The sequence below is a fragment of the Micromonospora sp. LZ37 genome (assembly GCF_059359015.1).
In genome coordinates this window covers 206139-222581 of sequence record NZ_JCADBL010000003.1, presented here as the reverse complement: position 1 = coordinate 222581, position 16443 = coordinate 206139, and the positions used below count along the sequence as shown (strand labels likewise).

Genomic DNA, 16443 nt, shown 5'->3' with positions numbered 1-16443 from the left:
GTGGATGACGAGCTAGCGGGCGGCGAGGGGCTGCGCCGACGAGGTCACCGGGGCCGCGAGCGTCCCGACCCCGCCGAGGTACGCGTGGATCGCCGCGGCCGCCGCGCGCCCCTCGGCGATCGCCCAGACGATCAGCGAGGCGCCCCGGTGCATGTCACCCGCGACGAAGACGCCGTCGGCCGCGGTCTGCCAGTCCGACCGGGCGTCGACCGCGCCCCGGGCGTTGCGGCCGACCCCGAGCTGGTCGAGCAGCGGCTGCTCCTCGGTGCCCTCGAAGCCGATCGCGAGCAGCACCAGGTCCGCGGGGAGCTCCCGCTCGGAGCCGGGCAGCGGGGTGACGATCCGCCGGCCGTCCCGCTTCTCCACCGTGACCTCGGCGATCCGGACACCCTTGACCTGGCCGGTGCCGTCGTCGACGAACTCCTGCACGGCGACGGCGAAGACCCGCTCGCCGCCCTCCTCGTGCGCCGGGTAGCTGCGCAGCACCCACGGCCAGGTCGGCCACGGGTCGCGGGCCTCGTCGCGGGCCTGCGGCGGCTCCGGGTAGAGGTCGAGCTGGTGTACGCCGGCCGCGCCCTGCCGGTGCGCCACCCCGAGGCAGTCCGCGGCGGTGTCGCCGCCACCGATGATCACGACGTGCCGGCCGGCGGCGTCGATCGGCGTGCCGTCGGGCAGCACCGCCGGGCCGGGCGCCCCGCCGGCCGCCGCGGCGACCACCCGGTTCGCGGCGACCAGGTGGGTCATCGCCTGGTGTACGCCGCGCAGCTGCCGTCCCGGCGTCTCCGGGGTGTCCCGGCCCTGCAGCGCGCCGCAGGCCAGCAGCACCGCGTCGTACTCGGCGCGCAACTGCTCGGCGGTCACGTCGACGCCGACGTCCACCCCGGTGCGGAACCGGACGCCCTCGGCGGCGAGCTGGGCCAGCCGCCGGTCGATGTGCTGCTTCTCCAGCTTGAAGTCCGGAATGCCGTACCGGAGCAGGCCACCGAGCGCGTCGTCGCGCTCGTACACCGTGACGGCGTGCCCGGCGCGGGCCAGCTGCTGGGCGGCGGCCAGGCCGGCCGGGCCGGAGCCGACCACCGCCACCGACCGGCCGGTCGGCGCCGGCACCGGGCGGGGACGCAGCCCGCCCCGGGCCACCGCCGCGTCGGCGATCTCCACCTCGACCTGCTTGATGGTGACCGGGTCCCCGCCGCCGATGCCGAGCACGCAGGCGGCCTCGCAGGGCGCCGGGCAGAGCCGGCCGGTGAACTCCGGGAAGTTGTTGGTGGCGTGCAGCGACTCCACCGCCGCGTCCCAGTTGCCGGTGCGGACCCAGTCGTTCCAGTCCGGGATGCGGTTGCCCAACGGGCAGCCGTCGTGGCAGAACGGGATGCCGCAGTCCATGCACCGGGTGGCCTGCTCGCGGATCAGCTCCTCACCGGCCGGTGGGTAGACCTCCCGCCAGTCGGTGATCCGCACCGGCACCGGACGGCGGGCCGGCAGCCGCCGGTTGTAGCGCAGGAAACCGTTCGGGTCAGGCACGGGCCACCTCCTGGGCCGCCGCCCGCGGGGCGGGCGGCACCGGCGCGGTCAGCGCAGACATGACCGCGTCGTCGACGTCGTGGCCGGCGGCTTCGGCGGCCCGCATGATCTCCATCACCCGGCGGTAGTCCCGGGGCACCACCGCGGTGAACTCCTCCACCGCCTCCGGCCAGCGCTTGAGCAGCTCCGCGCCGATCGCCGAGTCGGTCTCCGCGACGTGCCGCTGCACGAGTTCGTGCAGCAGTTCCCGCTCGGAGTCGCGCAGCGGGGACAGGTCGACCAGTTCGGCGTTGACCCTCCCCCGGTCCAGCCGGTGCACGTAGGCGGTGCCGCCGGACATGCCGGCGGCGAAGTTGCGGCCGGTCTCGCCGAGCACCACCACGGTGCCGCCGGTCATGTACTCGCAGCCGTGGTCGCCGACGCCCTCGACGACGGCCACCGCGCCGGAGTTGCGCACCGCGAACCGCTCCCCCACCCGGCCACGCAGGAACAGCTCGCCGCCGGTGGCCCCGTACAGGATGGTGTTGCCGGCGATGATCTGATCCTCGGCCCGCTGCCCGACCGCGGCCTCCGGGTCGACGAACGGGGCGGCGGCGTCCGGTCGGACGACGATCCGGCCACCGGAGAGGCCCTTGCCGACGTAGTCGTTGGCGTCGCCGTGCAGCCGCAGGGTCACCCCGCGCGGCAGGAACGCGCCGAAGGACTGCCCGGCGGTGCCGCGCAGCAGGAACTCGATGGTGTCGTCGGGCAGGCCGGCGCCGCCGAAGCGGCGGGTCACCTCGCCGCCGAGCATCGCGCCGACGCTGCGGTGCTCGTTGCGCACCGCGACCTCGACCCGGACCGGGCTGCCGTCGCGCAGCGCCGGCTGGGCCAGGGCGAGCAGCTCGTTGTCCAGGGCCAGCTCCAGGCCGTGGTCCTGGGCCCGCACGCCGCGCCGGGCGGCGTCCGCGGGCAGCTCCGGCAGGTGCAGTACGCGCCCCAGGTCCAGCCCGTGCCCCTTCCAGTGCTCGATCGCCGGGACGACGTCGAGCAGCTCGGTCTGCCCGATCGCCTCTTCGATGCTGCGCAGGCCCAGCTCGGCGAGGTAGCCGCGGACCTCCTCGGCGAGGAAGAGGAAGAAGTTCTCCACGAACTCCGGCTGGCCGGTGAACCGCTCGCGCAGCACCGGGTTCTGGGTGGCGATGCCGACCGGACAGGTGTCCAGGTGGCAGACCCGCATCATCACGCAACCCTCGACGATCAGCGGGGCGGTGGCGAAGCCGAACTCCTCGGCGCCGAGCAGCGCCGCGACCAGCACGTCCCGGCCGGTCTTGAGCTGACCGTCGACCTGCACGGTGACCCGGTCGCGCAGCTTGTTGAGCAGCAGCGTCTGCTGCGCCTCGGCCAGGCCCAGCTCCCACGGCGTGCCGGCGTGCTTGAGCGAGTTCAGCGGGGACGCCCCGGTGCCGCCGTCGTGCCCGGAGATCAGGATGACGTCGGCCTTGAGCTTGGCGACGCCGGCCGCGACCGTGCCGACGCCGACCTCGCTGACCAGCTTGACGTGCACCCGGGCGGACGGGTTGACGCACTTGAGGTCGTGCACCAGCTGGGCGAGGTCCTCGATGGAGTAGATGTCGTGGTGCGGCGGCGGGGAGATCAGGCCGACGCCCGGCGTGGCGTGCCGGGTCCGGGCGATCCACGGCCAGACCTTGTTGCCGGGCAGCTGCCCGCCCTCGCCGGGCTTGGCGCCCTGGGCCATCTTGATCTGGAGGTCGTCGGCGTTGACCAGGTATTCGCTGGTCACGCCGAACCGGCCGCTGGCGATCTGCTTGACCGCGGAGCGGCGGGCCGGGTCGTGCAGCCGGTCGACGTCCTCGCCGCCCTCGCCGGTGTTGGACTTCCCGCCGAGCCGGTTCATCGCGATGGCCAGGGTCTCGTGCGCCTCCGCCGAGATCGACCCGTACGACATGGCGCCGGTGGCGAACCGCTTGACGATCTCGGTGGCCGGCTCGACCTCGTCCAGTGGCACCGGCGGGCGCAGGCCGGTGCGCAGGGTGAACAGCCCGCGCAGCGAGCCGGCCTTCGCGGCCAGCTCGTCGACCTTGGCGGTGTACTGCCGGAAGACGTCGTACTGGCGGCTGCGGGTGGCGTGCTGGAGCAGGAAGACCGTCTCCGGGTTGAACAGGTGCAGCTCGCCCTCGCGGCGCCACTGGTACTCGCCGCCGACCTCCAGCCGGTCGGACGCCTCGACGCCGGACGGCGGCCAGGCCAGCGAGTGCCGGGCGGCCACCTCGGCGTGGATCTCGTTGAGTCCGATGCCGCTGATGGTGCTCGGGGTGCCCCGGAAGTAGCGCTCGACCAGGCGGGTGTCCAGCCCGACCGCCTCGAAGACCTGCGCGCCGCAGTACGACGACACCGTCGAGATGCCCATCTTGGACATGATCTTCAGAACGCCCTTGCCGAGCGCCTTGACGTAGTTGCGCACGGCCTTACCCGGATCCACGCCGACCAGCGCCCCGGTGGAGATCATGTCCTCGACCGACTCGAAGGCCAGGTACGGGTTGACCGCCGCCGCGCCGTAGCCGATGAGCACCGCCGCGTGGTGCACCTCGCGGCAGTCGCCGGACTCGACGATCAGCGCCACCTGGGTACGGGTCTGCTCGCGGACCAGGTGCTGGTGCACCGCGGCGGTGAGCAGCAGGGACGGGATCGGGGCGAGGTCGGCGTTGGAATCCCGGTCGGAAAGGACCAGGATCCGCACGCCGTCCTCGATCGCCTCGGAGACGTGCCGGCAGATCTCGGTCAGCCGGGCCTTGATCCCGGCGCCGCCGTCGCGGACCCGGTAGAGCCCGGAGACCCGGACCGCCTTGAAGCCGGGCAGGTCGCCGTCCTCGTCGATGGAGAGGATCTTGGCCAACTCGTCGTTGTCGATCACCGGGTACGGCAGCACGATCTGCCGGCAGCTGGCCGCGCCCGGGTCGAGCAGGTTGCCCTCCGGGCCGATGGTCGACGACAGGCTGGTCACCAACTCCTCCCGGATGGCGTCCAGCGGCGGGTTGGTGACCTGGGCGAAGAGCTGGTGGAAGTAGTCGTAGAGCAGCCGGGGCCGGGTCGACAGCGGAGCGATCGGGGTGTCCGTGCCCATCGAGCCGAGCGGCTCCGCGCCGAGGCGGGCCATCGGCGCGAGCAGGATCTTCAGCTCCTCCTCGGTGTAGCCGAAGGTCTGCTGCCGGCGGCGCACCGAGTCGTGGGTGTAGACGGTGTGCTCGCGCGGCGGCAGGTCGGTCAGGTCGATCAGCCCGGCGTGCAGCCACTCGCCGTACGGCTGGGCGGCGGCCAGCTCGGACTTGATCTCGTCGTCCTGCACGATCCGCCCGTTGACCGTGTCGACCAGGAACATCTTTCCCGGCTGGAGGCGGCCCTTGGCGACCACGTCGGCCGGGTCGAGGTCGAGCACCCCCGCCTCGCTGCCGAGCACGACCAGGCCGTCGGAGGTGCGCCACCAGCGGCCCGGGCGCAGGCCGTTGCGGTCCAGCACCGCGCCGACGATCTCGCCGTCGGTGAAGGCGACCGAGGCGGGGCCGTCCCACGGCTCCATCAGGCTGGCGTGGAAGCGGTAGAAGGCCCGCTTGTCCGCCCGCATGGCCGGATCGTTCTCCCACGCCTCCGGGATCATCATCAGCACCGCGTGCGGCAGGCTCCGCCCGGCCAGGTGCAGCAGCTCCAGGACCTCGTCGAAGTTCGCCGAGTCGGAGGCGCCCGGCGTGCAGACCGGGAAGATCCGCCGGATGTTGCCGGGCAGGTCCGGGCTGCGGAGCAGGGCCTCCCGGGCCTGCATCCAGTTCCGGTTGCCGCGGATCGTGTTGATCTCGCCGTTGTGCGCGATGAACCGGTACGGGTGCGCCAGCGGCCAGGACGGGAAGGTGTTGGTGGAGAAGCGGGAGTGCACCAGCGCGATCGCGCTGGACACCCGCTCGTCGGTCAGCTCCGGGAAGTACGCCGGCAGCTGGTCGGGGGTGAGCATCCCCTTCCAGGTCATGGTCCGCGCCGACAGCGACGGGAAGTACGCCGGCACGCCCCGCTCCGCGCTCTCCCGCTCGGCCTGCTTACGCACGCAGAACGCCACCCGGTCCAGGTCGAGCCCGGTCAGCGGGGAGCCGGCCGGGCCGGCCGGGGTGTCGGTGAGCCGGTGCGCGGCCAGGAAGAGCTGGCGGATCCGGGGCATCGCGGCGAGCGCGGTCTCCCCCAGCCCGCTCGGGTCGACCGGGACGTCCCGCCAGCCGAGCAGGTCGGCCCCCTCGACCAGGGCGTACTTCTCCACCACCTGCCGGGCGCGGGCCTCGGCGGCGTCGTCGTCGGGGAGGAAGACCAGGCCGGTGGCGTACTGGCCGGCCGGCGGGAGCGGGAAGTCCACCACGGCGCGCAGGAACGCGTCCGGCACCTGGATCATGATCCCCGCGCCGTCGCCGGTGTTGTGTTCCGCGCCCCGGGCGCCCCGATGGTCCAGGCGACAGAGCGCGCCGAGGCCGCGGGCCACCACCGCGTGGGAGCGCCGGCCGTGCAGATCCGCCACGAAGGCCACGCCGCACGCGTCGTGCTCGTTGGCCGGGTCGTAGAGACCGGCCGCGGGCGGGGCCGACTGCGGGCTGAGAGGGTACGGAAAGGCCACCGGGCCTCCTGTCGTCACTCAGGTTCGTACATGGTCGGGACGACGTCGGCCCTTGCGGTTTATTGAGTCTACGTTAGGGCGACCCCCACAAGGCCAGTGCGGATTGATCACACCTTCCAGACTCTGGGACGTGTAGTCTCGCGCGGTGGATCCCCTGCACGGCGACCTCCTCGCCCGCCTGGAACGCTTCTACGACGCCGTCCCCCGGGACGTCGCACGCGCGGAGGAGCACGGCGCGCTGGTGCTCTTCGTCCGGGACGGGGCCGGCTGGCCGTTCTACGCCCGTCCCCGGCTGGACGCCACCGAGCCGCCCTCCCTCGCCGACATCCAGTCCGTCCGCGAGCGGCAGCGCGAACTGGGCCTGCCGGAGGCCTTCGAGTGGGTGCACGAGAACACCCCGGACCTGCTGGCGGTGGCCCGCTCGGCGGGGCTGGGCGTGCTGGAGGCGCCGCTGATGGTGCTCGACCCGGCCGCGCTGCCCGACCCGGCGACGCTCACCGACGTACCCCTGCGGATGCTGGACCCCGACGCGCCCGGCTTCGCCGCCGACGTGGCGGCCCGGCGCGCGGTCGCCGCGGTGGGTTTCTCCGCCGCCGGCACCGCGATCGGCGACGCCGGTCCGGCGGAGCGGGACGCCGCCGTCACCGAGCTGGACGTGGCGGCGCTGGACGAGGAGCGGACCCGGATCGCCGACGGCCGGCGGGTGTCGGCCCTGGCCGGCTCCGCCGAGGAGGGCGCGCTGGCCAGCGGGATGGCGATGCGGGTCGACGACGTCGCGGAGATCGCCGGAGTCGCCACCCTGCCGTCGGCCCGCCGTCGTGGCCTCGGCGCCGCGGTCACCGCCACGCTGGCCCACGAACTGCTCGCCGCCGGCACCGACCTGATCTTCCTCTCGGCCGGCAGCGAGGAGATCGCCCGCGTCTACCTGCGGGTGGGCTTCCGCCGCATCGCCACCGCCTGCATAGCCGAACCCACCGCCCTCATCTGACCTCCCCCTCCCCCGCCCCCACCCACGGGTCGATCATGAAGTTGGCGGCGCTCACCTCGGCGTGTCGTGCCGACAACTTCATGATCAACGCGAATTGGGGGGGGCGGGGGGCGGGGTCAGGGGGTTGGGGGGCGCCATTGGGCGGCGGCGGTGGCGGCGGTGGAGAGCAGGCGCGGGCTGATCGTGCCGAGGGCGGCGTCGCGGGCGCGCAGGGCCAGCCGGCCCCGGGCCTGGAGGACCGCGGACATCCGGCGGGTCTGCCGGACCACGGTGGCCGCGCGGGGGCGGCGCAGCCGGTCGTACGCCCGCACGGCGTCGGGCAGCCGGGACTCGCGCAGCAACGACGACAGCGTCGCGGCGTCCTCGAAGGCCAGGCAGGCGCCCTGGCCGAGATGCGGCGGCATGGCGTGCGCGGCGTCCCCCAGCAGCACCGCCCCACCGGGGCCGGCCGGGAAGCCGTACGCCCGGGGCAGCGGGCGCAGCTCCCGGACCTCCTGCTGCACGAGGTCGGCCGGGTCGGTGGCGTCGAGCAGCTCGCCGATCGGAGCGGGCCAGCCGGCGTACCAGCGCTTGAGCAGGGCGAGCTGGGTCTCCGGCGGCTCGGGGCGGGACGCCCCGACCGCCGTCGCCACCCAGTAGATGCCACCCCGGCGGGAGGCGCCGGAGGAACCGCGCTCGCCCAGCGAGGCGGCCACGAAGCGGTAGCCGGCGCCCAGCACCTCGCCACCGACCGGCCGGTCGGTGGCGAGCCGGGGCGCCCGGTACCAGGGGATCACCGCCCGCCAGGCCGCGCAGCCGGAGCTGACCACGGCCGCCTCCGGGGCGAGCTGCCGGCGCACCTGGCTGTCGGTGCCGTCGGCGGCCACCAGCAGGTCCGCCTCCACCAGCTGCCGGCCGGCGCCGACCGCCGGCCGCTCGCCGGGGCCGACCCTAACGGTGTCCACGGCCACGCCGGTGCGCAGCTCCACCCGGTCGCCGAGGCCGGCGATCAGGGCGTCGTGCAGGTCCTCCCGGTGCACCACCACCGGCATCCGCTCCGCCGGGGTGGGCCGGGCCTGCACCAGCCAGTGCCCGTCGGGGCGGCGCACCCCGCCGTCGGGCAGCGGGGTGGCGATGGCGTCCAGGCCGGCGCCGAGGCCGAGGGCGTGCAGGGCGCGTACCCCGTTGGGCCAGAGCACCACGGCGGTGGGTTCCGGGCGGACCCGGTCGGCCCGCTCCAGCAGGGTCACCCGCCAGCCGGAGCGGGCCAGCGCGCCGGCCGCCGCCAGTCCGCCGAGCCCGGCGCCGACCACCACCGCGGTACGCATGCCGCGCGCTCAGCTGTCCCGGTCGGCGGGACGGGCACCCGCGGCGCCGGCCCGGTCGTCCCGCTCCGGGGCGTCACCCGCGGCGTCGCCCCGGTCGTCCGCGCCGTCGGCCTTCGCGGCGGCGTCGTCGGCGGCCGGCTCGTCGCCGGTCCCGGCGGCCGGCGCGGCGGCGTGCTCGTCGGGGAGCTCACCGGTCTCCCGGTACGCCTCGAACTGTTCCTCGCTGACGACCCGGTAGCCCTCCGGCGCGGCCGCCTTGGGACCCTGCTCGGTGCGGGAGAGGTCGACCTGGGAGACGTCGCCGGCCGGCGGCGCCGGGGCCGCCGGGACGCCCACCGGGACCAGGTACTCGCGGGGGCCGCGGACCCGCAGGAAGTAGACGAGGGCGCCGAGGAAAACCAGCCCGGCGGTCCAGACGTTGAGGCGCAGGCCGAGAATCTGGTTCGCCTCGTCGGTGCGGACCAGCTCGATCCAGAACCGGCCGACGGTGTAGCCCATCACGTAGAGCGCGAAGGCGCGGCCCCGGCCCAGCTTGAGCTTGCGGTCCAGGACGAGCACCAGGGCGACGACGCCGAGGTTCCACAGCGCCTCGTAGGCGAAGGCCGGGTGGTAGAGACCCGGCTCCCGGATCGCCTCACCGGCGTCGTCGCGCAGCGCCCGCCCGGGGTTGTCCGGGTCCATCCGGTGGATCTCCAGACCCCAGGGCAGGGTGGTCCGGCCGCCGTACAGCTCGTTGTTGAACCAGTTGCCGAGGCGGCCGATCGCCTGGGCCAGCGGCAGGCCGGGCGCGAGGGCGTCGGCGACCACCACGAGCGGGATGCCGAGCTGGCGGGCGGCGATCCAGGCGCCCAGCGCGCCACCGGCCACCGCGCCCCAGATGCCGAGGCCGCCCTCCCAGATGGCGAACGCCTTCATCGGGTCCCCGCCGGTGCCGAAGTACTTCTCCGGCGAGGTGATCACGTGGTAGATCCGGGCGCCGACGATGCCGGCCGGGACGGCCCAGACGGCGATGTCGAGCACCGCGCCGGGGGCGACGCCGCGCCGGCGCAGCCGCCGCTCGGTGAGCCAGCAGGCCACCACGATGCCGAGGATGATGCAGAGCGCGTACGCCCGGATCGGCACCGGCCCGAGCTGCCAGACAGCGGTGGTGGGGCTCGGCAGAGCCGCCTGAGGGGTCATCGAGGCGAGGGTCACGGGTGCACACGCTACCGCTGCGGACCGCTGTCGCGGCACCCCGGTCGGCGCGGTCGGGGCGTCGGATGACTTCTGGTTTGCACGGTCGTAGGCTCTTTGTCCATGAGCACGCTCACCTGGGCGGTCGCCGCGGTCGTCACCGACGACGCCGGTCGCGTGCTGCTCTGCCGCCGCGAGCCGGGTGGTCGCTGGGGACTGCCCGGCGGGCGGTTGCGCCGCCCGCAGTGCCCGACCGGCGCGGTGGCGGGCGAGGTCCGGCAGGAGACCGGGTACGCCGTCGAGGTGGTCGACCTGGTCGGCCTCTACCACCTCAGCGGCTCCACCTGCGGCGGGCCGCCGGCGTCGGACTCCCTGCCGGACGTGGTGGTGCACGTCTTCCGGGCTCGTGCCCACCCGGACGCGGCCCTCGCGCCACCGGCCGGGTGCACGCTCTCCTGGCACCTGCCGGACCGGCTGCCGGCGGAGGTCACCCCGGTCACCCGGGCGGCGGTCGCCGACGCCCGGGTCGGGCGCTCAGGGGTGCTGCGCGACCTGCGCCCGGACCCGGCCCCGCCGGTCCGAGCGGTCGATGCCGTGCGGCCCGCGCCGCGCGCCGGGTCGGACGTCCGGCCCGGCCCCTGACCGCAGCGGCCACCCTGCGCCTCCGGCCGCACTCCCGTTTGCGGCGTGTCGGGGTGTTCCGGCTCGCGGACACCCCGACACCCCGCAAATCCGGGTCGATCATGGTCGCGGAGCGACGACGCCGCGCGGGTCAGCGGGCGGCGTTGCGGACGCCCTCGGCGAGTTCGGCGCCGAGCGTGCGCAGGGCGGCGAGCCCGGCGGCCTGGTCCGGAGCGTCCAGGACGCAACGGACCAGCGCGCTGCCGACGATCACGCCGTCGGCGTACCCGGCCACCGTGCCGGCCTGCGCGCCGGTGCCCACGCCGAGGCCGACCCCGACCGGCAGGTCGGTGACCTCCCGCAGCCGGGAGACCAGGATCGGCGCGGCGTCGGAGGTCTTCGCCCGGGCACCGGTGACGCCCATGAGGGCGGTCGCGTAGACGAAGCCGCGGCAGTGCGCGGCGGTCATCTTCAGCCGGGCGTCGGTGGAGGACGGGGAGACCAGGAACGTCCGGTCCAGGCCGTGCGCGTCCGAGGCGGCCAGCCACTCGTCCGCCTCGTCGGGGATCAGGTCCGGGGTGATCAGGCCGGTGCCGCCGGCGGCGGCCAGGTCGCGGGCGAAGGCGTCCACGCCGTACTGCTCGATCGGGTTCCAGTAGGTCATGGTGACCACCGGCGCGCCGGTGGCGGCGACCGCCTCGACGATGCGCAGCGCGTCCGCGGTGCGCACGCCCCCGGCCAGGGCGATGTCGCTGGCCTTCTGGATCACCGGGCCGTCCATCACGGGGTCGGAGTAGGGGATCTCCAACTCGATGACGTCCACCCCGGCCTCGACCATGGCGGTCATCGCGGCGATGCTGCCCTCGACGGTCGGGAAGCCGGCCGGCATGCAGCCGACCAGCACGGCCCGCCCGTCGGCGCGGGCCTTGTCGAAGGCCACCCCGATCCGGCTCATCTGTTCACTCCTTGTCGAGGATGCCGAAGTACTCGCCGGCGGTGTGCACGTCCTTGTCGCCCCGCCCGGAGAGGTTGACCACGATCACCGGCTCCCGGCCCAGCTCGGCGGCGAGCCGCGGACCGACCTTCAGCGCGCCGGCGAGCGCGTGGGAGCTCTCGATCGCCGGGATGATCCCCTCGGTGCGGCAGAGCAGCTCGAACGCCGCCATCGCCTCCCGGTCGGTCACCGGCGCGTAGGTGGCCCGGCCGCTGTCGTGCAGCCAGGCGTGCTCCGGCCCGACGCCCGGGTAGTCGAGGCCGGCCGAGATGGAGTGCGACTCGATCGTCTGGCCGTCGGCGTTCTGCAGCACGTACGTCCGGGTGCCGTGCAGCACGCCGGAGCTGCCGCCGGTGATGCTGGCCGCGTGCCGGCCGGTCTCCACCCCTTCACCGCCGGCCTCGAAGCCGTACAGCCGGACGTCGGGGTCGCCGACGAAGGCGTGGAAGATGCCGAGCGCGTTGGAGCCGCCGCCGACGCAGGCGAGGACCGCGTCCGGCAGCGCGCCGGTCAGGTCGAGGCACTGCCGGCGGGCCTCGTCACCGATGCCGCGCACGAAGTCCCGGACCATCTCCGGGAACGGGTGCGGGCCGGCGGCGGTGCCGATCAGGTAGTGGGTGTCGTCGACGTTGGCGACCCAGTCCCGCATCGCCTCGTTCATCGCGTCCTTGAGGGTGCGCGAGCCGGCGGTGACCGGGACGACGGTGGCGCCGAGCATCCGCATCCGGGCCACGTTCAGCGCCTGCCGCTCGGTGTCCACCTCGCCCATGTAGACCACGCACTCGAGGTCGAACAGGGCGGCGGCGGTGGCGGTGGCCACCCCGTGCTGACCGGCGCCGGTCTCGGCGATCACCCGGCGCTTGCCCATCCGCCGGGTGAGCAGCGCCTGGCCGAGCACGTTGCGCACCTTGTGCGCGCCGGTGTGGTTCAGGTCCTCCCGCTTGAGCAGCACCCGCGCGCCGACCTCGGCGGAGAACCGCTCGGCGGAGTAGAGCAGCGAGGGAGCGCCGGCGTAGTCGCGCAGCAGGGCGTCGAACTCGGCGAGGAAGCTCTGGTCGGTCATCGCCTTGCGGTACGCCGCGTCCAGCTCGTCCAGCGCCGCGACGAGGGCCTCCGGGACGAACCGGCCGCCGAACCGGCCGAAGTGACCGGCGGCGTCGGGAAGCTGGCCGGTCGGGGCCGGGGCGTTGGCGCTCATCGCGATGTCCTCTCGCAGCAGCGGGTGCCCGGCGCGCCTCAGCGCACCGGGCGGGGCGTGGCCGGGTGGTTACCGGCGTTGACCAGCTCGGCGACCGCCTCGCGCGGGCTCTTCTGGGTCACCAGGCCCTCGCCCACCAGCACCGCGTCGGCGCCGGCCGAGGCGTACCGGATGAGGTCGTGCGGACCGCGTACGCCCGACTCGGCGATCTTGACGACGCTGCTGGGCAGCCCGGGCGCGATCCGCTCGAACACCGAGCGGTCGACCTCCAGGGTACGCAGGTCGCGGGCGTTGACCCCGATGACCTGCGCGCCGGCCTCCAGGGCCCGGTCGGCCTCCTCCTCGGTGTGCACCTCGACCAGCGCGCACATGCCGAGCGACTCGATCCGCTCCAGGAGGCCCATCAGCACGTTCTGCTCCAGCGCGGCGACGATCAGCAGCACCAGGTCGGCGCCGTGCGCCCGGGCCTCGTGCACCTGGTAGCTGGAGACCACGAAGTCCTTGCGCAGCACCGGCACCCGCACGGCGGCCCGGACGGCGGCCAGGTCGTCGAGCGACCCGCCGAACCAGCGGCCCTCGGTCAGCACGCTGATCGCCCGGGCGCCGCCGGAGGCGTACTGCCCGGCCAGGTCGGCCGGGTCGGCGATCTCGGCCAGCCGGCCCCGGCTCGGCGAGGAGCGCTTGACCTCGGCGATCACCGCCACGCCGGGCTTGCGCAGGGCCGCGTACGCGTCCAGTGGCGGCGGCGCGGCAACGGCCAGCTCGCGGATCCGCTCCAGCGGAACCTGCTCCTGTCGCCGCGCCACGTCCTCGCGGACGCCGGCCAGGATCTCGTCGAGCACGCTTGCGGACGCTGCCGGACCGGCCTCGTCCCCCTCCGCGTGCGCATGCTCAGCAGTCACCAACGGACTCCCCTCTCCGGGTGTCATGGCCCGATGCTAGGTGGCGCCACCTGGCTCCGGGTGCCGGGGGTATGGCGCTCCTCACGAAATGGGCTGTGGCATGATGGCCGACTTCCGGTGAACGCCGCGTCACGCAGCGCTGTCGCCGCACCGACCGGCGTCACCCCGCCGGTCGCCGGCGCCGCCGGCCAGGGATCGTCACCCATGAGCCATGAGAGCACGCCGGCCCGGCCGGCGCATCGCGACGACGCCTCTCGATGCTGTGACGAAGCTCAAGGACGAACGGCCCTGTGCAGTTCGTTCCCCCCGAGGGACAGTTGACCGGCTCGTCACCGATGCGAAACGTGAGCCGGGCAGCATCTTGCTCGGGCAGACTCGATGACGCGCCTGCCCACCGTCGGACTTCATCGTGCGGGGTGACCATGACCAATTCGGAGCCGAACTCCAGCATCGGACTGACCACCCTCTCCCGGACCGTCGCGTCACTCGCGGTCGGCGTGGTGCACACCCTCGAACGCGCCGTGGTCGGCGAGGCTCGGGTGCGTACCGCGCGGGGCAACGCCTGGGAGGCCGTCTGCGCCGACCGGGCCCGCGCCGACCAGCGCGCCGAACTGGACCGCCTGGTGGCCGAGCTCGCCGCCGCCCGCGCTGCGGCCCGGGACCGCCGCGACGTCCGGGACCGCCAGCCGGTCAGCTGACCGTCGGGTCGTCACCCCGGTCCAGCGCGTCCCACGCCTCCCGGGTGCGGTGCCCACCCACCGGGCCCCCGCCCGCCGTGGGCGCCGCCCCGGCCCGGTCGCCCCGCTCGTAGCGGGCCCCCATCGCCGGCCAGGCTCCACCCCGCAGCGCGGTGAACGCCCCGCCGGCGGCGGCGAGCAGCCCGCCGACCAGGCAGAGGGCCGGCCAGTGGCGGCTCACCTCGCCGCCGAACGCCGCGACCAGGCCGTAGCCGCCACCGGCGGCGACGGCGCCGCCGAGCAGGGCGAGCAGTCCGCCCAGCACCCGCCGCGCGCGGCCGCGGGTGGCCAGCACCGCGCCCCCACCGGCGAGACCCACCAGCGCCAGCGCGGACACCCAGGGCAGCAGGTCCGCGCCGGAGCGGTCCGCCCGGATCGCCGGCAGCCCGCCGCGGGCGGTCACCTCGACCGACCAGGTCCGGGTCGCGGCCCAGAGCGCCAGGCCGGCGCCGGCCAGGCAGAGCAGCACGGCGTACGTCAGCTCGCGCCGGCCCCGCCCGGCGGGCGCGACGTCCGACGGGGCCGCCGGGGACGGCTCGGCGGGGATGCCCGGCCGGCTCATCGCGCCGGCCGGAGGGTCTCGGCGGCGGCGATCGCGGCGAGCACGGCGGCGGCCTTGTCGCGGGTCTCCCGCTCCTCGGCGAGGGGATCGGAATCGGCCACCACACCCGCCCCGGCCTGCACGTACGCCCGACCGTCGCGCAGCAGCGCGGTACGGATGGCGATCGCCATGTCGAGATCACCGCCGAAGCCGAAGTAGCCCACGGTGCCGCCGTAGAGACCGCGGCGGACCGGCTCCAGCTCTTCGATGATCTCCATGGCGCGCACCTTCGGGGCGCCGGAGAGGGTGCCGGCCGGGAAGGTGGCGGCGAGGGCGTCGAAGGCCGTGCGGTCCTCGCGCAGCGTCCCCACCACGGTGGAGACGATGTGCATGACGTGGCTGTACCGCTCGATGGTGGCGAACTCGGGCACCTGGACGGTGCCCGGCCGGCAGACCCGGCCCAGGTCGTTGCGGCCGAGGTCGACCAGCATCACGTGTTCGGAGCGTTCCTTGGGGTCGGCGAGCAGTTCGGCGGCGAGCCGGGCGTCCGCCGCCGGGGTGGCGCCGCGCGGCCGGGTGCCGGCGATCGGGTGCAGCAGCGCCCGCCGCTGCCCGTCCGCCCCGGCGCTGACCTTGAGGTGCGCCTCCGGGGACGAGCCGACGATGTCGAACCCGTCGAAGCGCAGCAGGTACATGTACGGGCTGGGGTTGCTGGTGCGCAGCACCCGGTAGACGTCCAGCGGGTCGGCGTGGGTGTCCCGCTCGAAGCGCTGGGAGAGGACGATCTGGAAGCACTCGCCGGCCCGGATGGCCTCCTTGGCCGCCTCGACGGCCTTCGGGTAGCCGCCCTCGACGGTCCGGCTGACCACCTCACCGGCCGGGGGCCGGTCCACGGTCGAGATCATGGGCGGAATCGGCCGGGACAGCGCCGTCGTCATCGCGTCCAGCCGCCCCACCGCGTGGTGGTACGCCGCGGTGACCAGCGGCGCCCGGTCGGGCGCGTCCAGCGGCGGCAGCACCGCGTTGGCGACCAGGAGCGCCGAGCCGTCGTAGTGGTCGAGCACCACCAGGTCGGTGGCGAGCATCATGCCCAGCTCGGGCAGGCCCAGGTCGTCCTCGGTCAGGTCGGGCAGCCGCTCGAAGCGCCGGATCAGGTCGTAGCCGAGGTAACCGACCATGCCACCGGTCAGCGGGGGCATGCCGCTGGCCGGGTCCCACACCGGTCCGGCCAGCGCCGCGACGGTCTCGCGCAGCACCCGGACCGGGTCGCCGGTGGACGGCACCCCCGCCGGCGGGCTGCCGGTCCAGACCGCGACGCCGTCCCGCTCGACCAGCGTGGCGCCGCTGCGCACGCCGATGAACGAATACCGGGACCAGGCCATGCCGGCCGAGCCGACGCCCTGCTCGGCGGACTCCAGCAGGAACGTGCCGGGGCCGCCGGCCAGCTTGCGGTAGACCCCGACCGGGGTCTCCGCGTCGGCGAGCAGCCGCCGGGTCACCGGGACGACCCGCCAGCGCCCGGCCAGCTCGGTGAAAGTGCCCAGGTCGGGGCTGAGCGCGCCGTCGGTCATGGCCGTGCCTGCCTTTCGTTCGCGACTGCGGGGCTCCGCTGCGCTGCACTCCTCGCGCTCACCGGAGCCTGCCTTTCGTTCGCGACTGCGGGGCTCCGCTGCGCTGCACTCCTCGCGCTCACCGGAGCCTGCCTTTCGTTCGCGACTGCGGGGCTCCGCTGCGCTGCACTCCTCGCGCTCACCGGAGCCTGCCTTTCGTTCGCGACTGCGGGGCTCCGCTGCGCTGCACTCCTCGCGCTCAC

12 protein-coding genes are annotated in these 16443 nt (G+C 74.8%); 3 read left to right on the top strand and 9 right to left on the bottom strand.

What is annotated here, in order from left to right:
• Window positions 1-12: 12 nt before the first annotated feature.
• On the bottom strand, window positions 13-1521 hold the full coding sequence (locus AC5L3Z_RS08670) for a glutamate synthase subunit beta (RefSeq protein WP_494840917.1): 1509 nt from the start codon (window positions 1519-1521) through the stop codon (window positions 13-15).
• The gene (gene gltB / locus AC5L3Z_RS08665; RefSeq protein WP_494840916.1) at window positions 1514-6169 is read right to left on the bottom strand and encodes a glutamate synthase large subunit; all 4656 of its coding nucleotides are present in this window, start codon (window positions 6167-6169) and stop codon (window positions 1514-1516) included. The genes AC5L3Z_RS08670 and gltB overlap by 8 nt, the downstream gene beginning before the upstream one ends.
• Before the next feature lie 145 nt (window positions 6170-6314).
• Here gltB and AC5L3Z_RS08660 point away from each other — a divergent pair, with 145 nt between their 5' ends.
• A complete protein-coding gene (locus AC5L3Z_RS08660) occupies window positions 6315-7157 on the top strand; it encodes a GNAT family N-acetyltransferase (protein WP_494840914.1) in 843 nt (280 codons plus the stop codon).
• Window positions 7158-7273: 116 nt separating this feature from the next.
• Here the strand turns inward: AC5L3Z_RS08660 and AC5L3Z_RS08655 are convergent, their stop codons facing one another.
• Window positions 7274-8464 carry an FAD-dependent oxidoreductase gene (locus AC5L3Z_RS08655; protein ID WP_494840912.1) on the bottom strand — a complete coding sequence of 397 codons (1191 nt, stop codon included), beginning with the start codon at window positions 8462-8464 and terminating at the stop codon, window positions 7274-7276.
• Window positions 8465-8473: 9 nt separating this feature from the next.
• Window positions 8474-9658, bottom strand: a complete 1185-nt coding sequence (gene lgt / locus AC5L3Z_RS08650; protein ID WP_494840910.1) for a prolipoprotein diacylglyceryl transferase — start codon at window positions 9656-9658, stop codon at window positions 8474-8476.
• 102 nt (window positions 9659-9760) lie between these two features.
• Between lgt and AC5L3Z_RS08645 the strand changes: the two genes are divergently transcribed.
• Complete coding sequence (locus AC5L3Z_RS08645; RefSeq protein ID WP_494840908.1) at window positions 9761-10279, top strand: NUDIX hydrolase; 519 nt, start codon at window positions 9761-9763, stop codon at window positions 10277-10279.
• A 130-nt stretch (window positions 10280-10409) separates the two neighbouring features.
• On the opposite strand, the gene trpA is transcribed toward AC5L3Z_RS08645, so the two are convergent.
• From trpA to trpC, 3 genes are read right to left on the bottom strand one after another with little or no spacing between them, the layout of a single operon-like run.
• The gene (gene trpA / locus AC5L3Z_RS08640) at window positions 10410-11213 is read right to left on the bottom strand and encodes a tryptophan synthase subunit alpha (protein ID WP_494840906.1); all 804 of its coding nucleotides are present in this window, start codon (window positions 11211-11213) and stop codon (window positions 10410-10412) included.
• A gap of 4 nt (window positions 11214-11217) precedes the next feature.
• Window positions 11218-12450, bottom strand: coding sequence for a tryptophan synthase subunit beta (gene trpB, locus AC5L3Z_RS08635; protein WP_494840904.1), 1233 nt, complete (start codon window positions 12448-12450; stop codon window positions 11218-11220).
• Window positions 12451-12488: 38 nt separating this feature from the next.
• Window positions 12489-13292, bottom strand: coding sequence for an indole-3-glycerol phosphate synthase TrpC (gene trpC, locus AC5L3Z_RS08630; RefSeq protein WP_494841278.1), 804 nt, complete (start codon window positions 13290-13292; stop codon window positions 12489-12491).
• A gap of 482 nt (window positions 13293-13774) precedes the next feature.
• Here trpC and AC5L3Z_RS08625 point away from each other — a divergent pair, with 482 nt between their 5' ends.
• Window positions 13775-14050: a hypothetical protein gene (locus AC5L3Z_RS08625; RefSeq protein ID WP_334522558.1), complete on the top strand. Its 276-nt coding sequence runs from the start codon at window positions 13775-13777 to the stop codon at window positions 14048-14050.
• Here the strand turns inward: AC5L3Z_RS08625 and AC5L3Z_RS08620 are convergent.
• Both AC5L3Z_RS08620 and AC5L3Z_RS08615 read right to left on the bottom strand, forming a co-directional pair.
• Entirely contained in the window at window positions 14043-14651 is a 609-nt protein-coding gene (locus tag AC5L3Z_RS08620) for a Trp biosynthesis-associated membrane protein (RefSeq protein WP_494840902.1), read from the bottom strand. The two genes, AC5L3Z_RS08625 and AC5L3Z_RS08620, sit on opposite strands and share 8 nt — an antisense overlap.
• Window positions 14648-16201, bottom strand: a complete 1554-nt coding sequence (locus AC5L3Z_RS08615; RefSeq protein ID WP_494840900.1) for an anthranilate synthase component I — start codon at window positions 16199-16201, stop codon at window positions 14648-14650. The genes AC5L3Z_RS08620 and AC5L3Z_RS08615 overlap by 4 nt, the downstream gene beginning before the upstream one ends.
• Window positions 16202-16443: the final 242 nt, after the last annotated feature.

What these genes read in the sequence shown, in the direction of transcription:
- AC5L3Z_RS08655 (WP_494840912.1), bottom strand. Translation starts at nt 8,464, where the DNA reads ATGCGTACCGCGGTGGTGGTCGGCGCCGGGCTCGGCGGACTGGCGGCG.
- trpB (WP_494840904.1), bottom strand. Translation starts at nt 12,450, where the DNA reads ATGAGCGCCAACGCCCCGGCCCCGACCGGCCAGCTTCCCGACGCCGCC.
- AC5L3Z_RS08620 (WP_494840902.1), bottom strand. Translation starts at nt 14,651, where the DNA reads ATGAGCCGGCCGGGCATCCCCGCCGAGCCGTCCCCGGCGGCCCCGTCG.
- AC5L3Z_RS08625 (WP_334522558.1), top strand. Translation starts at nt 13,775, where the DNA reads ATGACCAATTCGGAGCCGAACTCCAGCATCGGACTGACCACCCTCTCC.
- AC5L3Z_RS08645 (WP_494840908.1), top strand. Translation starts at nt 9,761, where the DNA reads ATGAGCACGCTCACCTGGGCGGTCGCCGCGGTCGTCACCGACGACGCC.
- AC5L3Z_RS08615 (WP_494840900.1), bottom strand. Translation starts at nt 16,201, where the DNA reads ATGACCGACGGCGCGCTCAGCCCCGACCTGGGCACTTTCACCGAGCTG.
- trpA (WP_494840906.1), bottom strand. Translation starts at nt 11,213, where the DNA reads ATGAGCCGGATCGGGGTGGCCTTCGACAAGGCCCGCGCCGACGGGCGG.